Annotated in this window: 17 protein-coding genes; 5 read left to right on the forward strand and 12 right to left on the reverse strand. The window is 71.2% G+C overall.

Annotation, left to right across the window (positions count from 1 at the left end):
• Positions 1 to 198: 198 nt before the first annotated feature.
• From phnE (P0084_RS17260) to P0084_RS17285, 6 genes are all read right to left on the reverse strand, one after another.
• A complete protein-coding gene (gene phnE / locus P0084_RS17260) occupies positions 199 to 1,014 on the reverse strand; it encodes a phosphonate ABC transporter, permease protein PhnE (protein WP_308918129.1) in 816 nt (271 codons plus the stop codon).
• A 2-nt stretch (positions 1,015 to 1,016) separates the two neighbouring features.
• Positions 1,017 to 1,856: a phosphonate ABC transporter, permease protein PhnE gene (phnE, locus tag P0084_RS17265; protein WP_308918130.1), complete on the reverse strand. Its 840-nt coding sequence runs from the start codon at positions 1,854 to 1,856 to the stop codon at positions 1,017 to 1,019.
• Entirely contained in the window at positions 1,853 to 2,767 is a 915-nt protein-coding gene (locus tag P0084_RS17270; RefSeq protein WP_308918131.1) for a GIY-YIG nuclease family protein, read from the reverse strand. Before P0084_RS17270 ends, phnE (P0084_RS17265) begins: the two co-directional genes overlap by 4 nt.
• Complete coding sequence (gene phnC, locus P0084_RS17275; protein WP_308918132.1) at positions 2,764 to 3,561, reverse strand: phosphonate ABC transporter ATP-binding protein; 798 nt, start codon at positions 3,559 to 3,561, stop codon at positions 2,764 to 2,766. Before phnC ends, P0084_RS17270 begins: the two co-directional genes overlap by 4 nt.
• 71 nt (positions 3,562 to 3,632) lie before the next feature.
• Positions 3,633 to 4,604, reverse strand: coding sequence for a phosphate/phosphite/phosphonate ABC transporter substrate-binding protein (gene phnD, locus P0084_RS17280; RefSeq protein WP_308918133.1), 972 nt, complete (start codon positions 4,602 to 4,604; stop codon positions 3,633 to 3,635).
• 116 nt (positions 4,605 to 4,720) lie between these two features.
• Positions 4,721 to 6,211: an alpha/beta fold hydrolase gene (locus P0084_RS17285; RefSeq protein ID WP_308918134.1), complete on the reverse strand. Its 1,491-nt coding sequence runs from the start codon at positions 6,209 to 6,211 to the stop codon at positions 4,721 to 4,723.
• Positions 6,212 to 6,271: 60 nt separating this feature from the next.
• Between P0084_RS17285 and P0084_RS17290 the strand changes: the two genes are divergently transcribed.
• A complete protein-coding gene (locus tag P0084_RS17290) occupies positions 6,272 to 6,946 on the forward strand; it encodes a hypothetical protein (protein ID WP_308918135.1) in 675 nt (224 codons plus the stop codon).
• 85 nt (positions 6,947 to 7,031) lie between these two features.
• Here P0084_RS17290 and P0084_RS17295 read toward each other — a convergent pair whose 3' ends face one another.
• The 4 genes from P0084_RS17295 to P0084_RS17310 are packed head-to-tail and all read right to left on the reverse strand — an operon-like array spanning position 7,032 to position 13,338.
• Positions 7,032 to 8,267: a vWA domain-containing protein gene (locus P0084_RS17295; protein WP_308918136.1), complete on the reverse strand. Its 1,236-nt coding sequence runs from the start codon at positions 8,265 to 8,267 to the stop codon at positions 7,032 to 7,034.
• Positions 8,264 to 9,376, reverse strand: a complete 1,113-nt coding sequence (locus P0084_RS17300) for an AAA family ATPase (RefSeq protein WP_308918137.1) — start codon at positions 9,374 to 9,376, stop codon at positions 8,264 to 8,266. The genes P0084_RS17295 and P0084_RS17300 overlap by 4 nt, the downstream gene beginning before the upstream one ends.
• 33 nt (positions 9,377 to 9,409) lie before the next feature.
• Positions 9,410 to 11,779: a YbcC family protein gene (locus P0084_RS17305; protein WP_308918138.1), complete on the reverse strand. Its 2,370-nt coding sequence runs from the start codon at positions 11,777 to 11,779 to the stop codon at positions 9,410 to 9,412.
• Positions 11,776 to 13,338 (reverse strand): proton-conducting transporter transmembrane domain-containing protein, encoded by a 1,563-nt coding sequence (locus P0084_RS17310; RefSeq protein ID WP_308918139.1) that lies wholly within the window; start codon positions 13,336 to 13,338, stop codon positions 11,776 to 11,778. The genes P0084_RS17305 and P0084_RS17310 overlap by 4 nt, the downstream gene beginning before the upstream one ends.
• 101 nt (positions 13,339 to 13,439) lie before the next feature.
• Here P0084_RS17310 and P0084_RS17315 point away from each other — a divergent pair, with 101 nt between their 5' ends.
• On the forward strand, positions 13,440 to 14,318 hold the full coding sequence (locus P0084_RS17315; RefSeq protein WP_308918140.1) for a LysR family transcriptional regulator: 879 nt from the start codon (positions 13,440 to 13,442) through the stop codon (positions 14,316 to 14,318).
• Between the two features lie 59 nt (positions 14,319 to 14,377).
• Here the strand turns inward: P0084_RS17315 and P0084_RS17320 are convergent, their stop codons facing one another.
• A complete protein-coding gene (locus P0084_RS17320; protein ID WP_308918141.1) occupies positions 14,378 to 15,991 on the reverse strand; it encodes a right-handed parallel beta-helix repeat-containing protein in 1,614 nt (537 codons plus the stop codon).
• Positions 15,992 to 16,303: 312 nt separating this feature from the next.
• On the opposite strand from P0084_RS17320, the gene P0084_RS17325 reads away from it, so the two are divergent.
• Positions 16,304 to 17,371 (forward strand): hypothetical protein, encoded by a 1,068-nt coding sequence (locus tag P0084_RS17325; RefSeq protein ID WP_308918142.1) that lies wholly within the window; start codon positions 16,304 to 16,306, stop codon positions 17,369 to 17,371.
• On the opposite strand, the gene P0084_RS17330 is transcribed toward P0084_RS17325, so the two are convergent.
• On the reverse strand, positions 17,365 to 18,489 hold the full coding sequence (locus P0084_RS17330) for a glycosyltransferase (protein WP_308918143.1): 1,125 nt from the start codon (positions 18,487 to 18,489) through the stop codon (positions 17,365 to 17,367). The genes P0084_RS17325 and P0084_RS17330 overlap by 7 nt on opposite strands.
• 183 nt (positions 18,490 to 18,672) lie before the next feature.
• On the opposite strand from P0084_RS17330, the gene P0084_RS17335 reads away from it, so the two are divergent.
• Both P0084_RS17335 and P0084_RS17340 read left to right on the forward strand, forming a co-directional pair.
• The gene (locus P0084_RS17335) at positions 18,673 to 19,836 is read left to right on the forward strand and encodes a polysaccharide biosynthesis/export family protein (protein WP_308918144.1); all 1,164 of its coding nucleotides are present in this window, start codon (positions 18,673 to 18,675) and stop codon (positions 19,834 to 19,836) included.
• A 1-nt stretch (position 19,837) separates the two neighbouring features.
• On the forward strand, positions 19,838 to 20,576 hold a 739-nt coding region (locus tag P0084_RS17340), incomplete at its 3' end, for a beta-galactosidase (RefSeq protein WP_308918145.1).

Consider the following 20,576-nt stretch of genomic DNA (forward strand, 5'->3'; position numbering starts at 1 on the left):
GAGTGACGCGGAACGCTTCGGGTCGAGGCTAGCGGCGCTAGGGCGATGGGGCAACGTCCTTGGGGCGGGTGACGCCCGGTGTCGTTCCACCCATACGTCGGGGTCGGTCGGATCGATAGGTCGCATCGGTTATCGGGCGATGCGCGGTGGATCCGAATGGGGGCTCGTGCGAGGTCGGCGCGCTCCGCCGCCCGCCGGTCAGATGATCGCGCCGCGCACCTTGGCGGACACCCATTCGGACAGCACGACCGCGAGGAGGATGACCAGCAGGATCAGGGAGACCTGGGGCCAGGCCAGCGTGTTCAGCGACGCCTGGAGCTGCAGGCCGATGCCGCCCGCGCCCACGAGGCCCAGCACGGTGGATTCGCGGATGTTGATGTCCCAGCGGAACACGGCGATGCCCGCGAAGGCCGGCATGACCTGCGGCACGATCCCATAGGCCATGACCTGCCAGCGCGACGCGCCCGTGGCGGTGATGGCTTCGACCTGCGTCCCGTCGATCTCCTCGATCGCCTCGTAGAGGAGCTTGGCGCAGAAGCCGATGGAGCGGATCGCGATGGCCATGATGCCCGCGAAGACGCCCGGCCCGATGATGGCGATCAGCAGCAGCGCCCAGATCAACGAGTTGATCGACCGGGTCGCCACGATGATCAGCAGCGCCACGGGCCGCACGAACAGGGCGGACGGCGTGGTGTTGCGCGCGGCCAGGAAGGCCACCGGCACGGCCATGACGAGGGCGGCCAGCGTGCCCAGGGTGGCGATGTTCAGCGTGTCCCAGATCGGGACCCACAGGTTGTCGATGTAGGACCAGCGCGGGGGGGTGGCGCGGCCCAGGATGTCGCCCGCGATGGAGGGCGCGTCCCATACAAAGAACCATGTGGTCGCGTCCGAGATGCGTGCCCAGCACCACAGGAAGATCAGGGCGCCCACGAGCCAGGTGGCCCAGCGGGTCAGCGCCTCGCGCCGGTTGCGCCGCCGCCAGACGGGGCCGTTCGCGGTCTCCAGCACCGGCATGGCTATTGCACTCGGGCGCGGACGATGCCGCTGACGTATTCGAGCGCCATGACGATGACGATGATCAGCAGGAGGATCGCCGCCGCGGTGTCGTATTCGTAGCGGTCGAAGGCGGTGTTCAGCGTGGCCCCGATGCCGCCCGCGCCGACCAGTCCCAGGATGGCGGATTCGCGGAAGTTGATGTCGACGCGGTAGATCGACAGCCCGATCAGGCGCGGGATGACCTGCGGCTTGACGCCGTAGTCGATCCATTGCCCCCAGCGCGCGCCGGTGGCGCGCACGGCCTCCGCCTGGGAGCGGTCCATGCTCTCGATGTCCTCCGCCAGGAGCTTCGACAGGAAGCCGATGGTGGCGAATGACAGGGTCAGGAAGCCCGCGAGCGGCCCGAACCCGAAGATCGCGACGAGCAGGATGGCGACGATGATCTCCTGCAGGGCGCGGCTGACGGCGATGATGCCGCGGCACACCATGTAGACGGGCAGGGGCGCTATGTTGCGCGCGGCCCCCAGGGCGATGGGTATCGAGATGGCGATGCCCACGACCGACGAGGCCACCGTCATCACGATGGATTCCAGCATTCCGTCCCAGATCGCGTCCGCGCGGGTGACGAAGTCGGGGCGGGTGAACGCCATGACGAAGGCCGCGCCCCGGTCCAGCCCCTCGTAGACGCGCGCCCAGTTCACCTCCACGCTGGCGATGGCCGCGACGAGATAGAGCAGCCCGCCCACGATCAGCGCCCAGCGCAGCCAGGCCCGCCGCACCAGGGGCGGGCGGCGCCAGCGCGTGCCGAGGATGTCGTCCAGCTCGCGGTGGGTGGCGTCGGGGGGGAGGGCTGCGGTCATTCGGCAGCCTCATTCTTCGCGGCTTCTGTTTCCTGCCACTCTCCGTAAGTACAGCCGGTCCCTTGTACTCGCCATTCGCGGCGACCGTTTGCTACCCGATCTAGTACAAGAGCGGCTGCAGCCGAAGGACTCGAAAAAGCATGGGGTGCCGCGAATAGAAGTAGATCGTCGCGTATCCGTCGAAGGACGCCAGCCTGGAGCAGGGATTCTTTGAGTTTGCTGGAAGCCAAGTGCGAGACGAGACCAGTATCTACAAGCGCTTGCGATCCCTCCATAACGACAAACTCGCCGCCTTCCTCAACGGCCTTTGCCTCGACTCCAGACTTATGAACAAGTTCGAATATGACTTCACCGGCAACGCGCTGTTCTGGGTAGATTTCTACCTCCCGAGCAGCCTTCGGCTTCGGCTTCAACATTTCCAATCCAGCGACCGGAAGGACAACTCGTAAGTTGTCTAAGAACTGCTCTATGTTTGCCCGATCTGCTTCCGGTAACCGACGGCGTGACGTGTCCGGTTTAGTACTGTTATCGAGGATGACCCTTCCAGCCTCGTCTGCGACTTCAATAAGCCGAGCTTCTAGGTACTCGACATGGCCCTTTGAAAGACCATCGTCGCTGGTCGTGACTGCGTAAGCTGTCTCCCAGAAACCTCGTTGATCTGCGCTCTGAGAAATTCTTTCCGATACTGAATTTGCTGAGCCGATGTATGCGAGTGTGCCGCGACCGCGCGGGTCAGGTCCTGCAAGCACATAGACACCAGCACGATCTGCCTCCTCGCGCCGTCTCAATGCTTCGAAGGTAGCGGACCCGCTGACAAGTACGATACCTGTCCAGCCGTGAATAGTTACCTTTCGCAAGCCGGCAGCAGTACCGTCTACAAGATAGACTTGGATCGTACGGCCATGGCTCACTCCGCTGCCTCCACCGCGTCGTCCTCCTCGTCGACCTTCTCGATCGTGGCCTCCCAGTCCTCCTCGCCGTAGATCTCGGTCAGCTTGTCGGGGGACAGGCCGTCGGGGGGGCCGTCGTAGACGATCTCGCCCATGCGCAGGCCGATGACGCGGGCGACGAAGCGCTGGGCCAGGGCGACGTCGTGGATGTTGATGATCGCGGCCAGGCCGCGTTCAGCGCAGAGCTCGCAGATCAGGCGCATGATCTGGCGCGACGTCTTGGGGTCGAGCGACGCCGTGGGCTCGTCCACCAGCAGGAGCGCGGGGTCCTGGATCAGCGCGCGGCAGATGCCGACCCGCTGGCGCTGGCCGCCCGACAGCTGGTCGGCGCGCTTGTCGGCCATGTGCAGCAGGCCCACGCGGTCGAGCAGGCGGAACGCCTCGTCCACGTCCCGCTGCGGATAGCGGCGGGTCAGGGACCGCCAGAAGCCGACATAGCCCAGGCGGCCGGACAGCACGTTCTCCATCACGGTCAGGCGTTCGACGAGGGCGTATTCCTGGAAGATCATCCCCATGCGGCGGCGTTCGCGGCGCAGGGCGGCGGGGCCCAGGCGGGTCAGCTCGACGCCGTCCAGCGTGGCGGTGCCGGAGGTCGGCTCCACCAGGCGGTTGATGCAGCGGATCAGGGTGGACTTGCCCGCCCCCGACGGCCCGATCAGCGCCAGGACCTGCCCCGCGGGGACGTCGAGCGTGACCGCCTTCAGCGCCTGGTCGCCCGTCTTGTAGGTCTTGGTCAGCGCGTCGAGCGTCAGCATCGGCATCGGTCCCCCGGACATTGGATGCGCGCGGCGATCGGGACCGCCGCGCGCCATGGTTCACCCGCGGTTCAGGAGCATTCGTAGGAGACGCCGTTCGCCTCGTCGATCTGGCGGATCACGGACCAGAAGTCCTGGTAGTTCATCTCGATGAACTGCGATTCGCCGCCCTTGCCGAACTCCTCCTCCAGCGAGGTGCCTTCCCAGTCGAACGAGAAGAACGCCTCGCGGATCGCGTCCTGCAACTCGGGCGCGAGGTTGTGGGCCGTGCCGTAGCCCGTGGTGGGGAAGGTCTGCGAGGTGTAGATCGTGACCACGTCGCCCTCGTCGATCACGCCACGCTCGGTCATGCGGGTCTTGACGGTGTTGGCGATGGCCGCGGCCGGATAGTCCTGGTTGGCGACGCCCAGGATCGAGTTGTCGTGCTTGCCCGAGAAGACGGGTTCGAAGTCGGTGCCCGACGTCATGCCGAATTCCGACGACAGGATGGCGGAGGGTGCCTTGAAGCCGGAATTCGACGTCTCGGAGGTGAAGGCCATCTGGCCGCCCTTGATGTCCTCGACCGTCGAGATGCCCGAATCGGGGTGGGTGATGATCTCCATCTCGTAGCCGAACGAGCCGTCGTCGGCGGCCATGATGGTGAAGGGCCGGAAGCCCGCGCAGTTCACCGCGAGCGGGTTGGACCCGGTGTTGAAGCCCGCGATGTGCAGGCGGCCGGAGCGCATCGCCTCGATCTGGGCGGCGTTGTTCTGGACGGGGAAGAAGACCACGTCCTTGCCGGTGGCTTCCTCCAGGTGGGCCAGGAAGTCGGCCCACGCGGCCTCGTACACGGCCGGATCCTCGACGGGGGTGTAGGCGAAGATCAGGGTATCGGGGTCGACCAGCTCGGATTCGTCGGTCGGGATGTCGGCGATCATGTCGCCGTCCGCGTCGCAGTAGCGGTCGTCCAGGGCGCCCCGTTCGCAGTCCTGCGCGGCGGCGGGCGTGATCCCGAAGGCCAGGGCGGCGATCGCGGCGGCGCCCATGAGGTGGTGTTTCGTCATGGTTCTCTCCCTTTGGTGGGCGGCGATGCCGCCGCGCGCCTTCTAGCGGCGGCGCCCCCCGGAGTGCATGTCATCGTTTTGTGACGCCGATTGCCAGGAAAATCCGCAACGGCCCGTCAGGGGACCCCCGCGACGAGTGGCGTGCTGGCCGCGATGGCCCAGGCGAGCCAGACGCCCAGCGCCAGGCCCACGGATGCGGCGTTCCCCCGCCGCAGGACCCAATGGCCCGCGGTCCCGTGGACCAGCCAGAACAGGACGAGGACGGGCAGCACGGTGAAGGCCACGCCCTTGGACGGGACCAGGATCATCGCGGCCAGCAGCGTGGCGACCAGCGCGGCGCGGGGGGCCAGGCGGACGAGCCAGCCCCCGCGCCGCGCCAGGGCGGCGTCGCAGGCCATGACCGCCAGCGTGCCCGGCAGCAGGAGCGCCAGGATCCACAGGCGCGGGCCGGTGGGCCAGAAGGACGCGCCGAAGCGGTCCAGCGCCCCCGCGAAGAGGAGGCCCCAGGCCAGGAGGACGGCCAGCGCGCGGGGCGCGGGCCAGGCGGGGCGGATGCCGGCGCGCCACAGGATGGCGGCCTGGACGGTTCCCCAGACCAGAAGGACCGCCGCCAGGGGGGCGAAGCCTAACAGGCCGCCCACGCGCTCGGGGGCGATCCAGGCGGCGGCGAAGGCCGCGGGAACCGGCGCCAGGGCGACCAGCCAGGCGGTGCGGCGCGGCAGGCGTTCGGCGCGCGGCCGGCGCGGTCCGGCCAACCCCGCCAGCGGCCAGGCGAGCGCCGTCGCGCCGGCCAGCAGGACGGACGCCCAGACCGCGTAGGGGGACGGCGCGACCGCGCCGGACGCGCCCAGGGCGGGGGCGATCCAGTCGGCGGCCTCGCGCTGGGACGCGGCGGCATAGAGGACGCCGACATGGCCGACCCAGGGCACGGCCACGGCGCGCCGGGCGACGTCGCCGGCAGCGACGGTCCGACCTTCGACGGCTTGGGGTTCGACCAGGTGAACGGCGTCCAGGGCCGCGTCGCGCAGGCGGGCCTCGGTGGCGCCCGACAGGATCAGCAGGCGGGCGGGGTCGTCCGGGGTGACGGCCTCGGAATACATCGACACGGCGACGACGGCCGCCGCGTCGACCCGCGGAGCCGCGCGGACGACCACGTCGGTGGCCATGGAATGACCCAGCAGCGCCACGGGGCCCGCGATGCCGGGGCGGTCCAACGCGGCCCGCGTCACGGCCACGGCCTGCTCGACCAGGCGCTCGGTCGCGCCCTCGATCCGGGTCAGGTCGCCCGACAGGGGCACCGGGTTCCGCCCGTGGCCCAACGCGTCGTAGGAGGCGACGGCCAGCCCCGCGCGTGCCAGGCTGCGGGCGAAGGCGCGCATCATCTGGCGCGATCCGGCGTAACCGTGGGCCACGACGACCAGCGGCAGGTCCGACGCGCCCGCGGGCCGGGTCAGCGTGACGGGAGTGCCGGCTAGAGCGATGCGTTCCACGGACAGGCCCGCGCGGTCGCGGTGCAGCATCCAGGCGCCCAGCGCCATCGCGACCAGCGCCAGGGCGGCGACGATCGTGCGGGCGGAGAGAAGACGGGCGGAACGTGGTGCGGCCATGCGGCGCAAGCTAGGGCTGCGGCGTTGAACGTCCCCCGGACGCGGTGCCATGTCGGGGGCATGATCGTCGTCCTGACCCACCGCGCCATCGCCAATCCCGGCGTGCTGGAGGTGCGGCAGCTGCCGCGCCGCGTGTTCGGCCGGGTGTTCGTGCGCCCCCGGGGCGCCGGTCCGGTCCTGTGGCTGCGCCTGCTCGCGGAGGTGCAGCTGCTGCGCTATCTGCTGGCGCTGGTGCCGCTGGGGGTGATCGCGGTCGTGTGGCGCGAAACGGCGCTGCCCCTGTCGCAGGCGCCCATCCTGATGGTGATCCTGATCGTGTGGATCGAGATGCGCGTCCTGCGCCCGTCGCCCAAGCGCCGCGCGCGCCTGATCGACCCGGTGGAGGCCGACCGGGGGCTCGACGTCCTGAAGGTGCGGGGCCGCGCGATCCTAACGCGGGTCGCCGCCGGGCGGGGGCTGCGGGCGGGCACGCTGCGATTGGTGGTGGAGCAGTCGGATCTGGGCCTGCTGCCGCCCCTAACCTTCGTGTCGGTACAATCCGAGGACGGCCCGGAGGTGCTGGACCTGATGGCGGAGGAACAGGCGATGCTGCGGGACGACCTGTTCGGGCCGCCCCTGACGGAGCGCGACCTGCACCGGATCGGGCTGGCGCGGGACGAGATGCTGCACGAGGTCGCGTTCGACACGCGCGGTGTGTCGGCCCATGCCCGCCTGGAGGCGGCGCTGGCGGGGTAGGTCATAGCGTCCCGGACTCGATCCGGGACCCCGACGGCCATGGCGCGCTGTTCCGTCGAGGCCCCGGGTCGAGCCCGGGGCGCGGCTAGGCCGCCAGATTCAGGACCCGCCCGAAGGGGGCGGTGGCGCTCGTGCCGTCGGGGACGGCCCAAACGACGGTCAGGGACCGGGGCGGGGGGCCGAAGGGGCCGTCGAGGTCGGTCAGGACGACGAGGGCGGCGGCGTCCAGCGCCAGGGCTTCGGCGATCACGGGGGCGAAGTCGGTGCCGCCGTCGCGGGGCAGGGGCGGCGGCCGGGGCGTCCGGGTCGGGTCGACGGCCGCGCGGTGGCGGATGGCGTCGTCGAAGACGAGCAGGTGCAGCTCGGCCGACAGGCGGCGGGCGATGCCCGTCACTTCCCCCCAGAAGAGGGCCAGGCGGGCGTCCTCCACGCTGCCCGACGCGTCGAGCGCCACGACGATGCGGGGGCGATGCGCGAGGGGGCGGGTGCCGGGCTGGAAGCCCGGCGCGGGCGTGCCCGCGGCGCGGGCCTGGGCGGTGGCGGCCAGCCAGCGGCGGGCCGGGCGCAGGGGTGCGGGCCGGGGGGCCACCGTCACGGCGCGGGCCAGCAGGCGGCGGAGCACGATCTCCCACGGGGTGCGGGGTTCGGGGATGTCGGCCAGGCGGTGCCCGATGCGGCCGATGCCCCGCCCGGCCGCGCGCCCGGATTCAAGCGCGCGGATCAGGTGGTTGCGCCAGCGCGCGTCGTCGCCATCGTCGTCGCCCCCCGCCGCGTCGTCGCCGTCGGGCGCCAGGTCGGGGCGCATGCCCCGCGCGGCGGCGTGGTCGCGCGCGCGTCCCGCCGCGCCGCCGTCGCGGGCCAGCGCGTGATAGAGACGGTCCACGCCCCAATCCGAAAGGGCCGTGGGTGGGGGGACGTCGACCGACAGGACGTCGCGCAGCACCTCCGTCAGGCGCAGGGCGGGGCGGGGCAGGGCGTGGTCGGCTTGCAGGAGGACCTCGTTCACGACGGCGTCGGCGGCGATGTTGAAGAGGTCGGGCTCGAAGCCGTCCCCCAGCCGGTCGCGCAGGGCCCCCATGCGCCCCGGATGGCGCAGGGCCACGTGCAGGACGTGATGCGCGCAAAGCCCCATGCGTTCGTGCGGGGCCAGGTCCGCGACGTCGGGGCCGTAGGTGATGGCGCGGGCGTCGGTCCCCGTGGCGTCGCCGTCGCGATGCGCGCACCACAGCGACAGGGCGGACAGGGCGGGGTCGGCTTCGGCCAGCGCGCGCAGGGCGTCCGCCGCGTGGCGGGAATGGATGCCGGGCGGCGGGGCGGTCATGCCGTGTCGGGGCGATCCGCCATGTAGGCGGCATAGCCCGGCGCGTCGCGGAACGCGTCCGCCAGGCCCAGGGCCAGGGCGCGGTCGATCAGCGTCTCGAACCCGTGGGCGCACAGCTCGGCCAGGGGGAGCCGGGCGAAGACGGGTTCGGGGCGCAGGGTGTCCAGGCGGCGGATGTCGGCCATGACCTCGATCGCGGGGCGGATGGTGTCGGCATCCGCCAGGCCTACGAGGGCATAGACCAGGGCGGTCAACCCGTGCAGCGAGGCGGGGTAGAGTGCCGCGCGGTCGCCGGGCCGCGCGTCCAGCAGGGCCGTCGCCTCCACGGTGGCGGCCACGTCGTCGGCCACCAGCGCGAACTCGGCGGCGACCCGGTCGCCCAGGACGCCCGCGACCATGACGTCGCGCAGGGCGCGGTCGGGCACGGCGTCCAGGATGGCGCCCACCCGCGCCCAGGATCGGGGCGTGCAGGCGATGGCCGCCCCGTCGCGCAGCGCGTCTTCCGTCGTGTCCAGCAGGTCAGGGCGGGTGCGCACGAAGGCGGCAACGGCGGGGTTCACGCCGCGCGGCACCGCGTAGTTGGCCAGCCAGTCGCCGGGATCGGCGCGAAGGGACAGGTGGATCAGGCGGTCCGACAGGGCGGTCCCCATCTCGTAGGCCACGGCGCCGTCGTCCACCGCGTTGCCGGCCGCCACGACGAAGGCGTCGGCGGGCAGCGCGTGGCGTCCGACCCGGCGTTCCTGCAGCAGACCGTAGACGGTGGGCTGCAACGTGGGGGCGGCGGCGGTCAGCTCGTCCAGGAATAGGATCGCGGGGCCGTCGCCCGCGTGGGGCAGATCCTCCGGCGGGTACCACACGGTGCGGCGCGCGTCGTGGTCGTAGAAGGGCAGACCGCGCAGGTCGGGCGGCTCCACCGTGGTCAGGCGCAGGTCCAGCAGGCGGCGCCCGGTCTCGGCGGCCAGCTGCGCCACGATCTCGGACTTGCCGATGCCGGGCCGGCCGTGGAGCATCCAGGACGCGGTGAGCGTGCCGGCGTCCTGCGCGGCGAGGCCGGCCCGCAGGACGTCCAGCGCCGTTCCCGCGGCGATGGGGGTGGTGTTGATGGCCATGGCCCGGTCTATCCCATGCCAGGCGGCGCGCCGTCACCCCGCGCGGGCCAGCGTCACGTCGTCGCCCATCGCCTCCCAGTCCAGCCCGCCGGCATAGCGCCAGGCCATGCGGCCGGCCTCGTCCAGCGCGAACAGGTGGAGCCAGCGGTTGTCGAACAGCGCGCGCACGCCGTCGTGGCGGCGCAGGACGTCGGTCATCGCTTCGCGCGGGGCCTCGATGCAGACGGACAGGCGCAGGGGGTCGTGGACGTAGTCGGTGCCGTCGTGGACGGATTGCCAGGACAGGCCCGCGCGCAGGGTGCCGCCGTTGCCTTCCAGGACGCCGATGCCGCCCACGACGTTGTGCAGGAGCTTGTCGCCCGACCCCCAGAGCTTCGGCGCCACGGTGGAGCCGTAGTATTGCAGGCTGATCCAGGAGGCGACGACGACGGGGGCGGTCATTATCAGCTCCAGCACGCCGAAGCCCTCGTCGCGGCGCCAGTCGTAGTCGTGCAGGAAGGCGCGGCCCTCCAGGCTGCGGCCCGCCGTGCGGGACCGGGGGGCTGCGACGAAGGCCTTGCAGCCCGCCAGCGCCCATTCGGGCCGCACCTCCGCCCAGTCGCGGCTGCGCGCGGCGATGCCGTCCGCGTCGGCGCGGGGCAGGCGGGTGGCGCGCTCTGCGCGGGTCATGGCGCCCGCGCGGGCCAGCCAGTCGCGGGCCCGGTCCAGATCGGCGGCGTGGTCCGGCGACGGGTGATCGGCGTCGTAGATCGCCACCGCGTCGGTCGTGGTGTCGTGCAACGCGCCCAGGAACAGCGTGTCGCGGGGGATGGCGATGCCCCGTTCGGCCACGCCCGCGCGGACGTCCGCGTCGTTCAGCAGCGCCGCCAGGAGGCGGGCGTTGACCTCGCCCGAATAGCCCCCGCAGGCGCCGCAATGCAGCGCGGAGGCATAGGGATCGTTCGTGACGTTGGCCCCATGCCCCGCGATCAGCACCAGGCGCGCGAAGTCGTCCGTCAGCGACATGGCGCGCAGCACCGTTTCCGCGGCGTCGATGCGGTCGGGTAGGGACAGCGCCGGGTCCAGGCGCGGGGCGGGTTCGGGGGCCGCGGGCCTGCGGCCGGGCAGGCCCAGCGCGTCGCGAACCAGCTTGGCGGCATAGACGGGGCCCATCGCCTCCACGAAGGCGAAGGAGGACACGGCGGCCAGCTTGAACCGGCCCCAGGCGCGCCTGGCCCGCGCGTGGAAGCGGGCGGTCCGGTCGGCCTGCGCGGCGTCGTCGGTCCCGTCGCCCGCGACGGAATGGACGGCGGGGGTCAGCAGGACGGGGAGGCGCATCTCCTCCACGTCCGACGCGAAGGCGCGGTGGGCGGCGCGCAGGCCGAAGAAGCCCGCGAAGCCCAGGGTCCGGATGGCAGGGTCGACGGCTTCGAGGGCGCGGCGGAACACCTCCGAGCGGACGTCGATGCAGAACGCGGCCTGCAGGGCGGGGCGTCCGCCCCGGGGGGCGGGTCCGGGCGCCGCCAGGGTGGCGGCCAGGTCCCGCTGCGCCGCGCATTCGGCGGCGTGCTGCAGGGCGGCGTCGATCCCGGCGTCGCGGTCGGGGTCCAGCGGGGCGGCATAGGCATCCTTCGCCGCCGCCCAGGCGTCGGCGATCGCATCCGCATGCTGGCCGTGCAGCGCCTCCTCCCACACCAGGCGGATGGCCAGGAGGTCGAGCAGGGTGGCGTCGGTGCCGTTCCGAAGCTCCGCCTGCCACAGGCGGTAGCGGGCGGCCTGCGCCCAGCCGCCCATCGTCAGCAGGAGCCGGTGGAAGTAGACCTCGCGCGCGTCGTCCCGCACCCCCAGCGTATCGACGGCGCGCGCGATGACCTTGGCGGGGTTGCGGTGCGTGTCGAGGGCGAACTGGGCGAAGCCGCGCAGGCCCGCGACCTCCGGCGTCAGGTCGTGGGTGGCGTTCCGGCGCCACGCGTCCCAGGCCCCGCGGCCCCGGGGCGCGGCCCAGAGCGCCTGCCCCTCGTCGAAGAAGCCGCCCGCCCAGGCGCCGATGCGGTCCGCCACGAGCCCGGGCCAGTCGGTCCCCGACGCGGCGGCGGCCAGCTCCGCCACCGTGGGCAGGGCGGGGGGGACGGGGTGGGGCCGCGTGGCCGCGTCCCGCAGGTCCCGTTCCGTCAGTCCGGCGGCGTCCGCGGCCCGCGCCAGGTCCGAGGCGGCGATGGCGCCGTCGGCGATGCGTGCGGCGTACCACGCGCGGGGCATCGTCACCGGGGCACCCGCCACGCGCGACATCAGCGCGCCGGTCTGTGCCAGGGTGCGGTCGGTCTGGCCCAGGAACGGGTTCACCGCGACGGTTGCGGCCAGGGGCCAGGCGGGGGGGATCGCGCGCGCGGCACGGTCCGCCGCGGCCATGATCGCGTCGGTCATCTCGCGTCTCCCCCGTGGGTCCAGCCGCCGACCAGACGGTCGAACACGGCGTTCATGTAGAGCCCGTTGGACAGGTGGACCCGCAGGCCCGCCGCCGCCGGGTGATACGCCCAGAGCGGGAACATCGCCTGCGCCACGGCCACCAGGCCGAACGAGGCGACGGCCAGGACGATCACCGCCCATTCCAGCGGGCCGGGCACGGGCGTCGGCGGCAGGGTCCCGGCGGTCAGCCATTCCGACAGCCGCTGCAGCGCGAAGTAGCCCACCGCGGCGGCCGCGGCATAGAGCGCGGTCCGCCGGGTCAGCATCGCGGGCGCCGCGTCCGCGAAGCCCTGCGCCAGGAGGTACGCGATGCCGAAGATCAGGATGGCGCCCAAGGCCACCGCCTGCGGGGACTTGCCGTCGAAGCCGAAGACCAGCCCGATCAGGCCGTAGATCACCAGCGCCACGACGAAGGCCAGCGCGACCGCCCCGGGGCCCGGCACGGCGACGGGGCCGGGCCGCCTGATGGCGGCCACCACGTCGACCGCGGTGCCCGACGCCAGGAACGCGTGCGCCTTGTAGAGCGAGTGCGCCACGATGTGCAGCAGCGCCAGGGGGAACAGCGCCAAGCCGCATTGCAGGATCATGAACCCCATCTGCGCCACGGTGGACCAGGCCAGGGACGTCTTGACCGCCGACTGCGTCAACATCGCCAGCCCGCCGAACAGCGCCGTGACGCCGCCGATCATCGCCAGCACCGCAAGCACGGCGGGCGACAGCAGAAGGACGTCGGCGAAGCGGATCAACAGGAACCCGCCCGCGTTGATGACCCCCGCATGCAGAGTGGCGGAGACGGGGGTCGGCGTTTCCATCACCTCGGTCAGCCAGCCGTGGGTGGGGAACTGCGCGGACTTCAGCAGCGCCGCCAGGGCGAGCAGGCCCGCGATCCAGGGGGCGGCCTCGACCCCTTCGCCGATGCGCGCGCCGATCAGGATCGTCGCGATGTCGCCTGTCCCGTAGGTCAGGACCATGACGAAGGCGGCCGCGACCACGGCCGCGTCGCCCAGGCGCGCGGTCACGAACTTCTTGCGCGCCGCCCGCCGGGCGGCCACCCGGTCCGGATAGTGCAGCAGGAGGCGGTGCAGGAACAGGCTGGTGGCGATCCAGGCGGCGACCAGCTGCAGGAGGTTGCCCGCCGTCACGAACAGCATCACCGCGGCCAGCGTGGCGCACAGCCAGCCCGTGAACGCGCCCTGCCGGGGGTCCCCGTCCAGATAGGTCGCCGCATAGCGCAAGACGACCCAGCCCACGAAGGCCACCAGTAGCAGCATGGTCGCGCTGACCACGTCCAGGCGCGCCGACAGCCCCAGCCCCGCGGCACCCAGGGTCGGCATGGCCGCGGGTCCCGCCGCGATCAGCCCGACCACCGCCGCCGCCGCGACCCCGAGCGCCGCCAGCGCCGCGCCTTCGGCCACGCGCAATGTGGGCCGGGGGTGCAGGCCGGGAGTGCGCGACGCGTGGATCGCGGCGGCGATCAGCGTCAGCGGGGCCAGATAGAGGAGAAGGGCGAGGAGCATGGCGTTGGGGCCTGGGCTTGGGACGTGACGCGCAACCTAGGGGGTGCGCCATCCGAAGCAAAATTCATTGTTTATGCGAAACCGTTCTATATCGTCAATGGATGACGGGGTTGAACTACAACCACCTGCGGTACTTCCAGGCCGTGGCGCATGACGGGAACCTGACCCGCGCCGCCGTGCGCCTGAACCTGTCCCAATCCGCGGTGTCGCTGCAGATCCGCAAGCTGGAGGACCGCCTGGGCCATCCCCTGTTCGAGCGCCGCGGCCGCCGCCTGCACCTGACGGAGGCGGGGCGCATCGCCCTGGACCACGCCGACGCGATCTTCGCCGCGGGGGACGAGCTGCTCGACACGCTGCGCGACCGGGGGCAGGCGCGGCAGGTGCTGCGGGTGGGGGCGCTGGCGACGCTGTCGCGCAACTTCCTCGTGGGGTTCCTGCGGCCCGTGCTGGGCCGGGGGGACGTGCGGGTCACCCTGCGCTCCGGCGGGCAGGACGAATTGCTGGCGGCGCTGGACGGGTTGAACCTAGACGTCGTGCTGACCAACCGCCCGCCCCTGGCGGACGAACGCGCGCCCGCCATCGTCCACCGCCTGACCGAGCAGTCCGTCAGCCTGGTGGGCACGCCCGCGCTGGTGGCGGGGGCCACGGACCTGCGGGGCTGGCTGGACGGGGTCGCCGTGGTGCTGCCGACGCCGGGGTCGGGGATCCGCGCGGGGTTCGATGCGATGGCCGACCGCATGCGCCTGTCCCCCCGCATCGCCGCGGAGGCCGACGACATGGCCACCCTGCGCCTGCTGGCCCGCGAGGGGCTGGGCCTGGCCGTCGTGCCGCCCATCGTGGTGCGCGACGAACTGGCGTCCGGCACCCTGGTCGAGGCCGCGGCCCTGGACGGCATCCGAGAGACGTTCTTCGCCGTCACCCCCAAGCGCCGCTTCCCCAACGCCGCCCTGGCGGAGATTCTGGACGCGGCGGCGTCGTAGCGGTCGGGGGGCGACGGGTGGGGCGCGGGTCCGGCCGCGCACCGTGCGCGCGGCGGACGTCAGAAGACGTCGAAAACGTCCAGGGCGTCCAGGAGGGCGAGGTAGTCCTCGATCCCGAGGCGTCCGGTCGCGTCGTCGCCGTCCGTCCGCGCGTCCCCGCCGCGCAGCACGTGCCGGACGTGATCGATCCATGCGTCGTGGTGGTCCGGGCTTTCCCGCGATGCCGGCGGCGCGAACACGAAGTCGTCGTGCGACGCCTCGCCCACGGGGGCCGCGCCCGGCTCGGCCCCGCCGAACTCGATCCAGGCGAGCGAAAAGCTCGCGCCGTCGGCGGCGGAGATCCTCGCCTGGTTGAACGGGCGGTCGAGCTCCATGTCGATCACCTCGTCCGCCGGTCGTTCGTATGTCGCGATGGTCCGTCCATCGTGGAGCAACTCTATCCGCGCGCGGTCCCCCGTCGAGGCGCCTTGTAGGCCGACCAGGAGCTGCTGGACGTCGCCGACGGGGCCCTGGCCGATCTCCACGATCAGGACGTCGCCGCCGGCGATCCCCCCGTCGAAGGCTGCGCGCGGGGACGACACGGAAAGGCCCCCCGCATCGACCCCAAGCTGCGCTGCACCGTCCTCCGAGGCCGCGCTGATCCGAATGGCCATCTCGTCGATCGTCGCCCGCCGGAGGGTCGTCTCGGGGTCGACGGAGAACGCCTCCTTGTGGTAGTCGCCGTGCGACAGGAGAACATCGGTCTGCCCCAGGCCGTCCTCCGAAAGGGTCAGGCGCATGTTCCCGGGAGCCTCAAGATCGGGGAACAGCCCGGCGCCGGGGCGGGGATCGGACGGCGATCCGGCGTCGGCGGCGCTGCCCGCGCCGCCGTACTCGCCTCCCTCCAGGAGGGCCAGGATCTGGTCCGGATCGGCCACGGCGTTCCCCCGCTGGGCGACGGTCGCGTCGGCGTGCCCGTAGCCCGGGGCTATGCGAATGGCTCCCCCCTCCATCGGGGCAACCAGGTTCTCCTCGATCACGATGTCCGAGACCACGTTGCCGATGTTGGGGACCCGGAGGATGTCGATGGCGCCCCTGTCCGTGCCCTGCCCGGCATCGCGGATGACGTTCCCGGCGATCACGAGGCGGTCCTGCTCCCCGGCAGGGTGGTCCGCGAAGTAGGCGATGCCGCTCTTGAACGCGCCGTCGATCGCGTTGTCGCGTATCTGTCCCGAACTCCGCGCCGAGATGCCGTTGCCGTCCGTCGACGCCAGGATGAGGTTGTGCGCGATCACGAAGTCGGTGCTCTGGACGTATATCCCGTGCATCAGGCCCGAGCCGCCGCCGGACAGGCCCGTCTGCTCGATCGTGTTGCCCACGATCTCCAGGCCGGGGTGGTCGACGGACGTCCGCTGACTGACGTTGATGCCGTCCTGCCCCGTCCGGCTGATCACGGAGTTCGTGATCCGAACGCCTTCGGTCGAACCCATCGAACTGAGCTTGATTCCGTCGCCAGAGATGTTCCTGACCGTGACGCCGTCGATCGTCACGTTCTGGACGTCCCGCAGCATAATGCCGTTGCCGTCCACGTTTTCGATCGTGACGTTGCGGATCAGGGTGTCGTTCCACGCCGGGCCTTCCAACAGCAGCGTCTCGTTCAGCACGAGGTTCTCTATGACCCGACTATATTGCATGGCACCCTCTGGAATTCGTGACCCGAACCTGAGTGTCACGCGCGGGTAAACATCCCCCTAAGGGCCGCAACCCCATCACGAGCACTTCGTCCGACCGGCGCGTTTGAGCCGGTATCGGTCACGGGAATGAGCGGGGATCGGCGCCTTCGGAGGCGATCCGGCCCTTGCCCGTTCCAGTGGGTGCGGAGGGCGGCGGCGGAATTCGGTCCTTGCGGTGGACCCCCATCGGCGGAGAAAGATCGCTCGCATGCGGGGTGGCGATCCTCTTGTTCGTCGACCGTCCGAACGAAATCTCGATGACGGAGCGATTTGATGAGCGGATATGAGTTGGTGGAACGAGGACGCGAGTACCGTGACCTCTATCTACAGATGACGCGAGCGGTCTTCTCGGAGGATGCGGCACGGCGAAAGATGCTGGCCTGGGACTGGCTCTTCGACAATCCCCACTCCGTGGAGGGCAACCGGACCCGTCTATTCGTCATGGAAAGGGATGGCGGTCCGGCTGCCGTGAGCGTCGGATTGCCGGGCCGCTTCGCGCTGGGGGGGCGAACCTATGCCAGCCTGTCCCCGATGACGACGATGGCGTATCCCGAGCATACGGGCGAAGGGCTTCGCATCCTTCGGAACTACTTCCGTAGGCGGGAGGGGCTTCTGACCTGGGGGCTGACCAACAGCTTGCGGCTCAACAAGGTGTGCGTGCGCATGGGGGCGTCGCAATCCCCGCCCCGCACGCTGCGGCGCCACGTGATCCGCCCCGGAAGTGCCGTTCGCGCCAAGCGCACGCTGCCCAGGTCGGCCGCGGCCGCCCTGGATGCCGTCGGCATGCCGATCCTCCGGGCCGGCGCGCTCCGGAGCCCGCGCATCCGGACCGGTGAGCGCATCGTGGCGGTCGAGCGGTTCGGCGAGGAGTTCGATGCTGCATGGGGCGACGCCGTGGGGCGGCAGGCCTGCATGCAGGCCCGCGACCGCGCCTTCCTGAACTGGCGCTACGTCGATTGCCCCGTGGAGACCTATGCGAGGCGGGCCCTCTATCGGGACGGCACCCTCGTGGGGTTCGCGGCCCTCTGCCTCCAGGCGGAGGCCGGCGTCGCCGTCGGACGGGTGACGGACATCTTCTTGTACGGGGGATCCGAGCGGGACTTCGCCCTCCTCCTTGCGGATGCGAACCGCTTCTTTCGTCGATCGGGCTGCGTTTATTCTGAGGTGGTGTTCGGGCGCTCAACCGCACTGGACGCGGCCGCACAGCGGACCGGCTTCTCGATCCGGAAGGATCAGCGTCCGGCCGTGATGCTCCTGACCCAAGACGGCGGCCATGGCGAGGTGGAGGCGCACCTGCGCGACCTGCACATGTGCCGGGGCGACCAGGACGAGGACTACTGACCGCGGTGCGTTCCCGCCCGGGCCGCGCGCGATGCGATGGCCGCGTCGAACGCATTGGCGTACCCCCTTACGGCCGAGGCGGCATCGTATGCTCCGATTGCGTCCTGACCCACCAGGACGTGACGCTGCCGCAAGGCGGGATCGGCAATGACATCAAGTATGCCGGTTGCGATGGCCACGGCGTCGTCGCTCGCGAGCAGCGTTCCCGCCGCACCCCCACGCAGCAGCCTTCGAGGCCCGAACGGGCAGTCGACGCTGAGGACGGGAACGCCCCGCGCCATCGCCTCGATGATCGCGTTGCCGAGACCTTCGCGGCGGGAGGTGCAGACGAACAGATCGGATTCGGCGTGCACCGCGTCCACATCCGCCCTGTAACCAGGGAGGGAGACGACGCCGCGCAGGTCCGCCGCGTCGATCCGTGTCTGGAGGGCGCCGCGTTCCGGGCCTTCGCCGACGATGGTGAGACGGATGTCCGGTCGTGCGGCATGCGCGATGGCGAAGGCGTCGATCAGCAGGTCGAACCTCTTTTCCGGCGCGAGGCGCCCGACGGAGACGATGCGCGTCGCGACCTTTGGAACCGTTCCGGGGGGATGGAGCCGGTCCACCACTGGGTTGGGCAACGTGAGGTAGGGCGGCGCGCGTTCGCCAAGGAACCCGTCCAGGTCGGACCCGATCTCGTCCAGCGGCCCGGCGGCGAGGTCGGCCTTCGGATAGAGGGCCCCCATGAGCCACCGACGCAGCATGGGGCGCTTGGCCTCCCGGAGGAAGGCGGACGGAGGTGTGTGCTCCATGACCAGCGTGGCGAACGCGGCACCCGGCATGCGCGAGGCGGCCAAGGCATAGAGGTTGTTCGCGTTGTTCACGGCCGCGACGAGCGCCAAGCCCCGTTCCCGCGCGCACCGGGCCAAGGCCGGCACGCAGAGCGGGGGGCGCGAGGGTCGGAGCCCGACGACGGGAACGTCGCCCGGGAGGCGCTCCAGCAGCGCACCCCGGCGATCCTGCAAGAGCAACTCGGGCACGAAGCGGTCTCGATCGAGGCCGTTCAATACCCGAAGCACGACGCCCTCGGCGCCGCCGCTGTCGAAATGAGGCAGGAAGAATGCGATCTTCGTCTTCACGTCGCCTGCCTTTCCCTGCCGAACCGGGTCCGGCAACCACGTCCGTCCGCCGTATTCGAAGGTTGCATTCCTGGTTGAATAAATGTGATTACACCAATGCGTGTATAAATGCGATTGGCGTGTACAATCTCTCGTAAGAACATATTAATGTTTCCTTTTTTGGCTAGGCATATACCGGTTGCAGTGATTCTGCTGTTCGGCGCTGCGCATGCGCAGGAAGGTCCGGTCCTCGGTCCGGGCGATCAGATCGACCTGTCGGTCTTCGCCAGACCCGAACTGTCGCGTCCCTATCGCATCCGGTCGGATGGCACGATCAGCATTCACATCCTGGGGCCGATCGAGGTCGCGGGCCTGAGCGAGGGCGACCTCGAGGATGTCATTGGCGCCGCGATGGTCGAACGGTTCGAAGGGCCCGTATCGGTGACCGTCGAAGTGTCGTCGTGGCGGGACGTGACGGTCGCGGGCGCGGTCGAGGATGAGGGGGCGGTTCCGTTCGTGCCAGGGCTCGACGTCCGGGCAGCGGTCGCGCTGGCCGGAGGGGTGGAGACGATGGGTGGGCTGGGCGACCAGACCGATACCGTCCGGATGCGCGTCCGGCAGGAGGCCGCTACCGTCGCGCGCCTGGAGGCTCGCCTCGCCGCGCTTCTGTCGGACCGGGCACGTTTGGCGACGCTGGCGTCCGAAACGGCAGGAGCCCAGCCCGTGGCCACGATGTCCACCCTGGTGGGGGAGGAGACGGCCGAGGTTCTTGCGCGGTCGCAGGCCGTCCTGGCGGAGGCACAATCGCGCGCGGACGCCCTTGCCATTTCTGCCAGCCGCTCGCAGGAGGCGCTGGCCTCCGAGGAGGCGGATGCGTTCGCCGCGCGGCAGGAGGTCGTGAATAGCCAGCTCGCCACCACGCGCGCGGCCTTGGCGGAGCAAGAAACCCTTTTCGAGCGGGGGCTGGCGCGGTCGTCGAACCTCCTGGACCTGCGCGTGGATGTGGATCGCCTGCGGGCCGACGAGCTGGAGGCCATCGGGCTGGCGGCATCGGCCCGGCAAAAGATCGATCGGGCGGCCGACGGACGCGAGATCACCCTAGCGGAGCAGGAGCGCGACGCCGCCGGCCAGCTGGTTGCCCTGGAGGCCGAGATCGCCGAGGTCCAAGCTCAACTGGACGGGGCGACGCGGTTCGTGCGCGAGTTCGGCGGTTCAAGCCTTCTGCGCGACGGGTCCGACCTGCCGCCCCTCTACGTGATCCACCGCCGCAGCGGCGGGATCAGCAAGGGCCTCGCCGCCGATCCGACGTCGCCGCTGATGCCGGGGGACGTCCTGGAGGTAATGCTGCCCGAGGCGGAGGCACTGTGACATGAGGGGCAGGGGCATTCGGTACTCGGTCCGGGCGGCGGCGTTCGGGATCGTCGCCGCCTGGGCCGCGGCCTGGGCTGCGCCCGTGGGGGCGGACGTCGATCTGGGCACGCTTTCCGTGGCGCCGAACCCGCGTCTCGGCCTGGCGTTTCCCGGCTCCCTGACGCGCTACTATCCGCTGATGGCGGATGCCGGGCTGGGCGTGGTCCGCATCTCGGCGTCTTGGGGGCGGATCGAGCCGCGCGAGGGTCGGTTCGACTTCTCCGGCCTCGACGACCGGATCCGTGCGCTCCAGGCGTCGGGGCTCGGACCCTTCGTGACCTTCGAGTCCACGGCCGACTGGGCGACCGATCCCGCCACGCGCGGCGTCAAGAACGCCCGTCCGCGCGACATGGCGCAGTGGGGCCGTTTCGTCGCGGCCGTGGTCGCACGCTACGACATGGACGGGCGGGACGACATGCCCGGCCTTCGCGCCGCGGTGCCTTACTATCAAGCCGCGAACGAATGGATCAGCGAGACGAACGGGTCGGGCGGCTGGGCCGGCAGCACCGATCAGCTCGTCGACTACGTGCGGACCGCGCACGATGCGGTAAAGGCGGAGGATGCGGCTGCGACGTTCCTGATGGGTGGGATTGCAGCGTTCAACCTCGACGTGCTGCTTGTGGCGGGGGACGGTCGAGACATCCCCGTGCGCCAGACCTGGAGCGCCACATCGGAAACGGTGCTGAGGCGGGCCGACA

The organism is Jannaschia maritima, assembly GCF_030973515.1.
GTDB lineage: Bacteria > Pseudomonadota > Alphaproteobacteria > Rhodobacterales > Rhodobacteraceae > Jannaschia > Jannaschia maritima.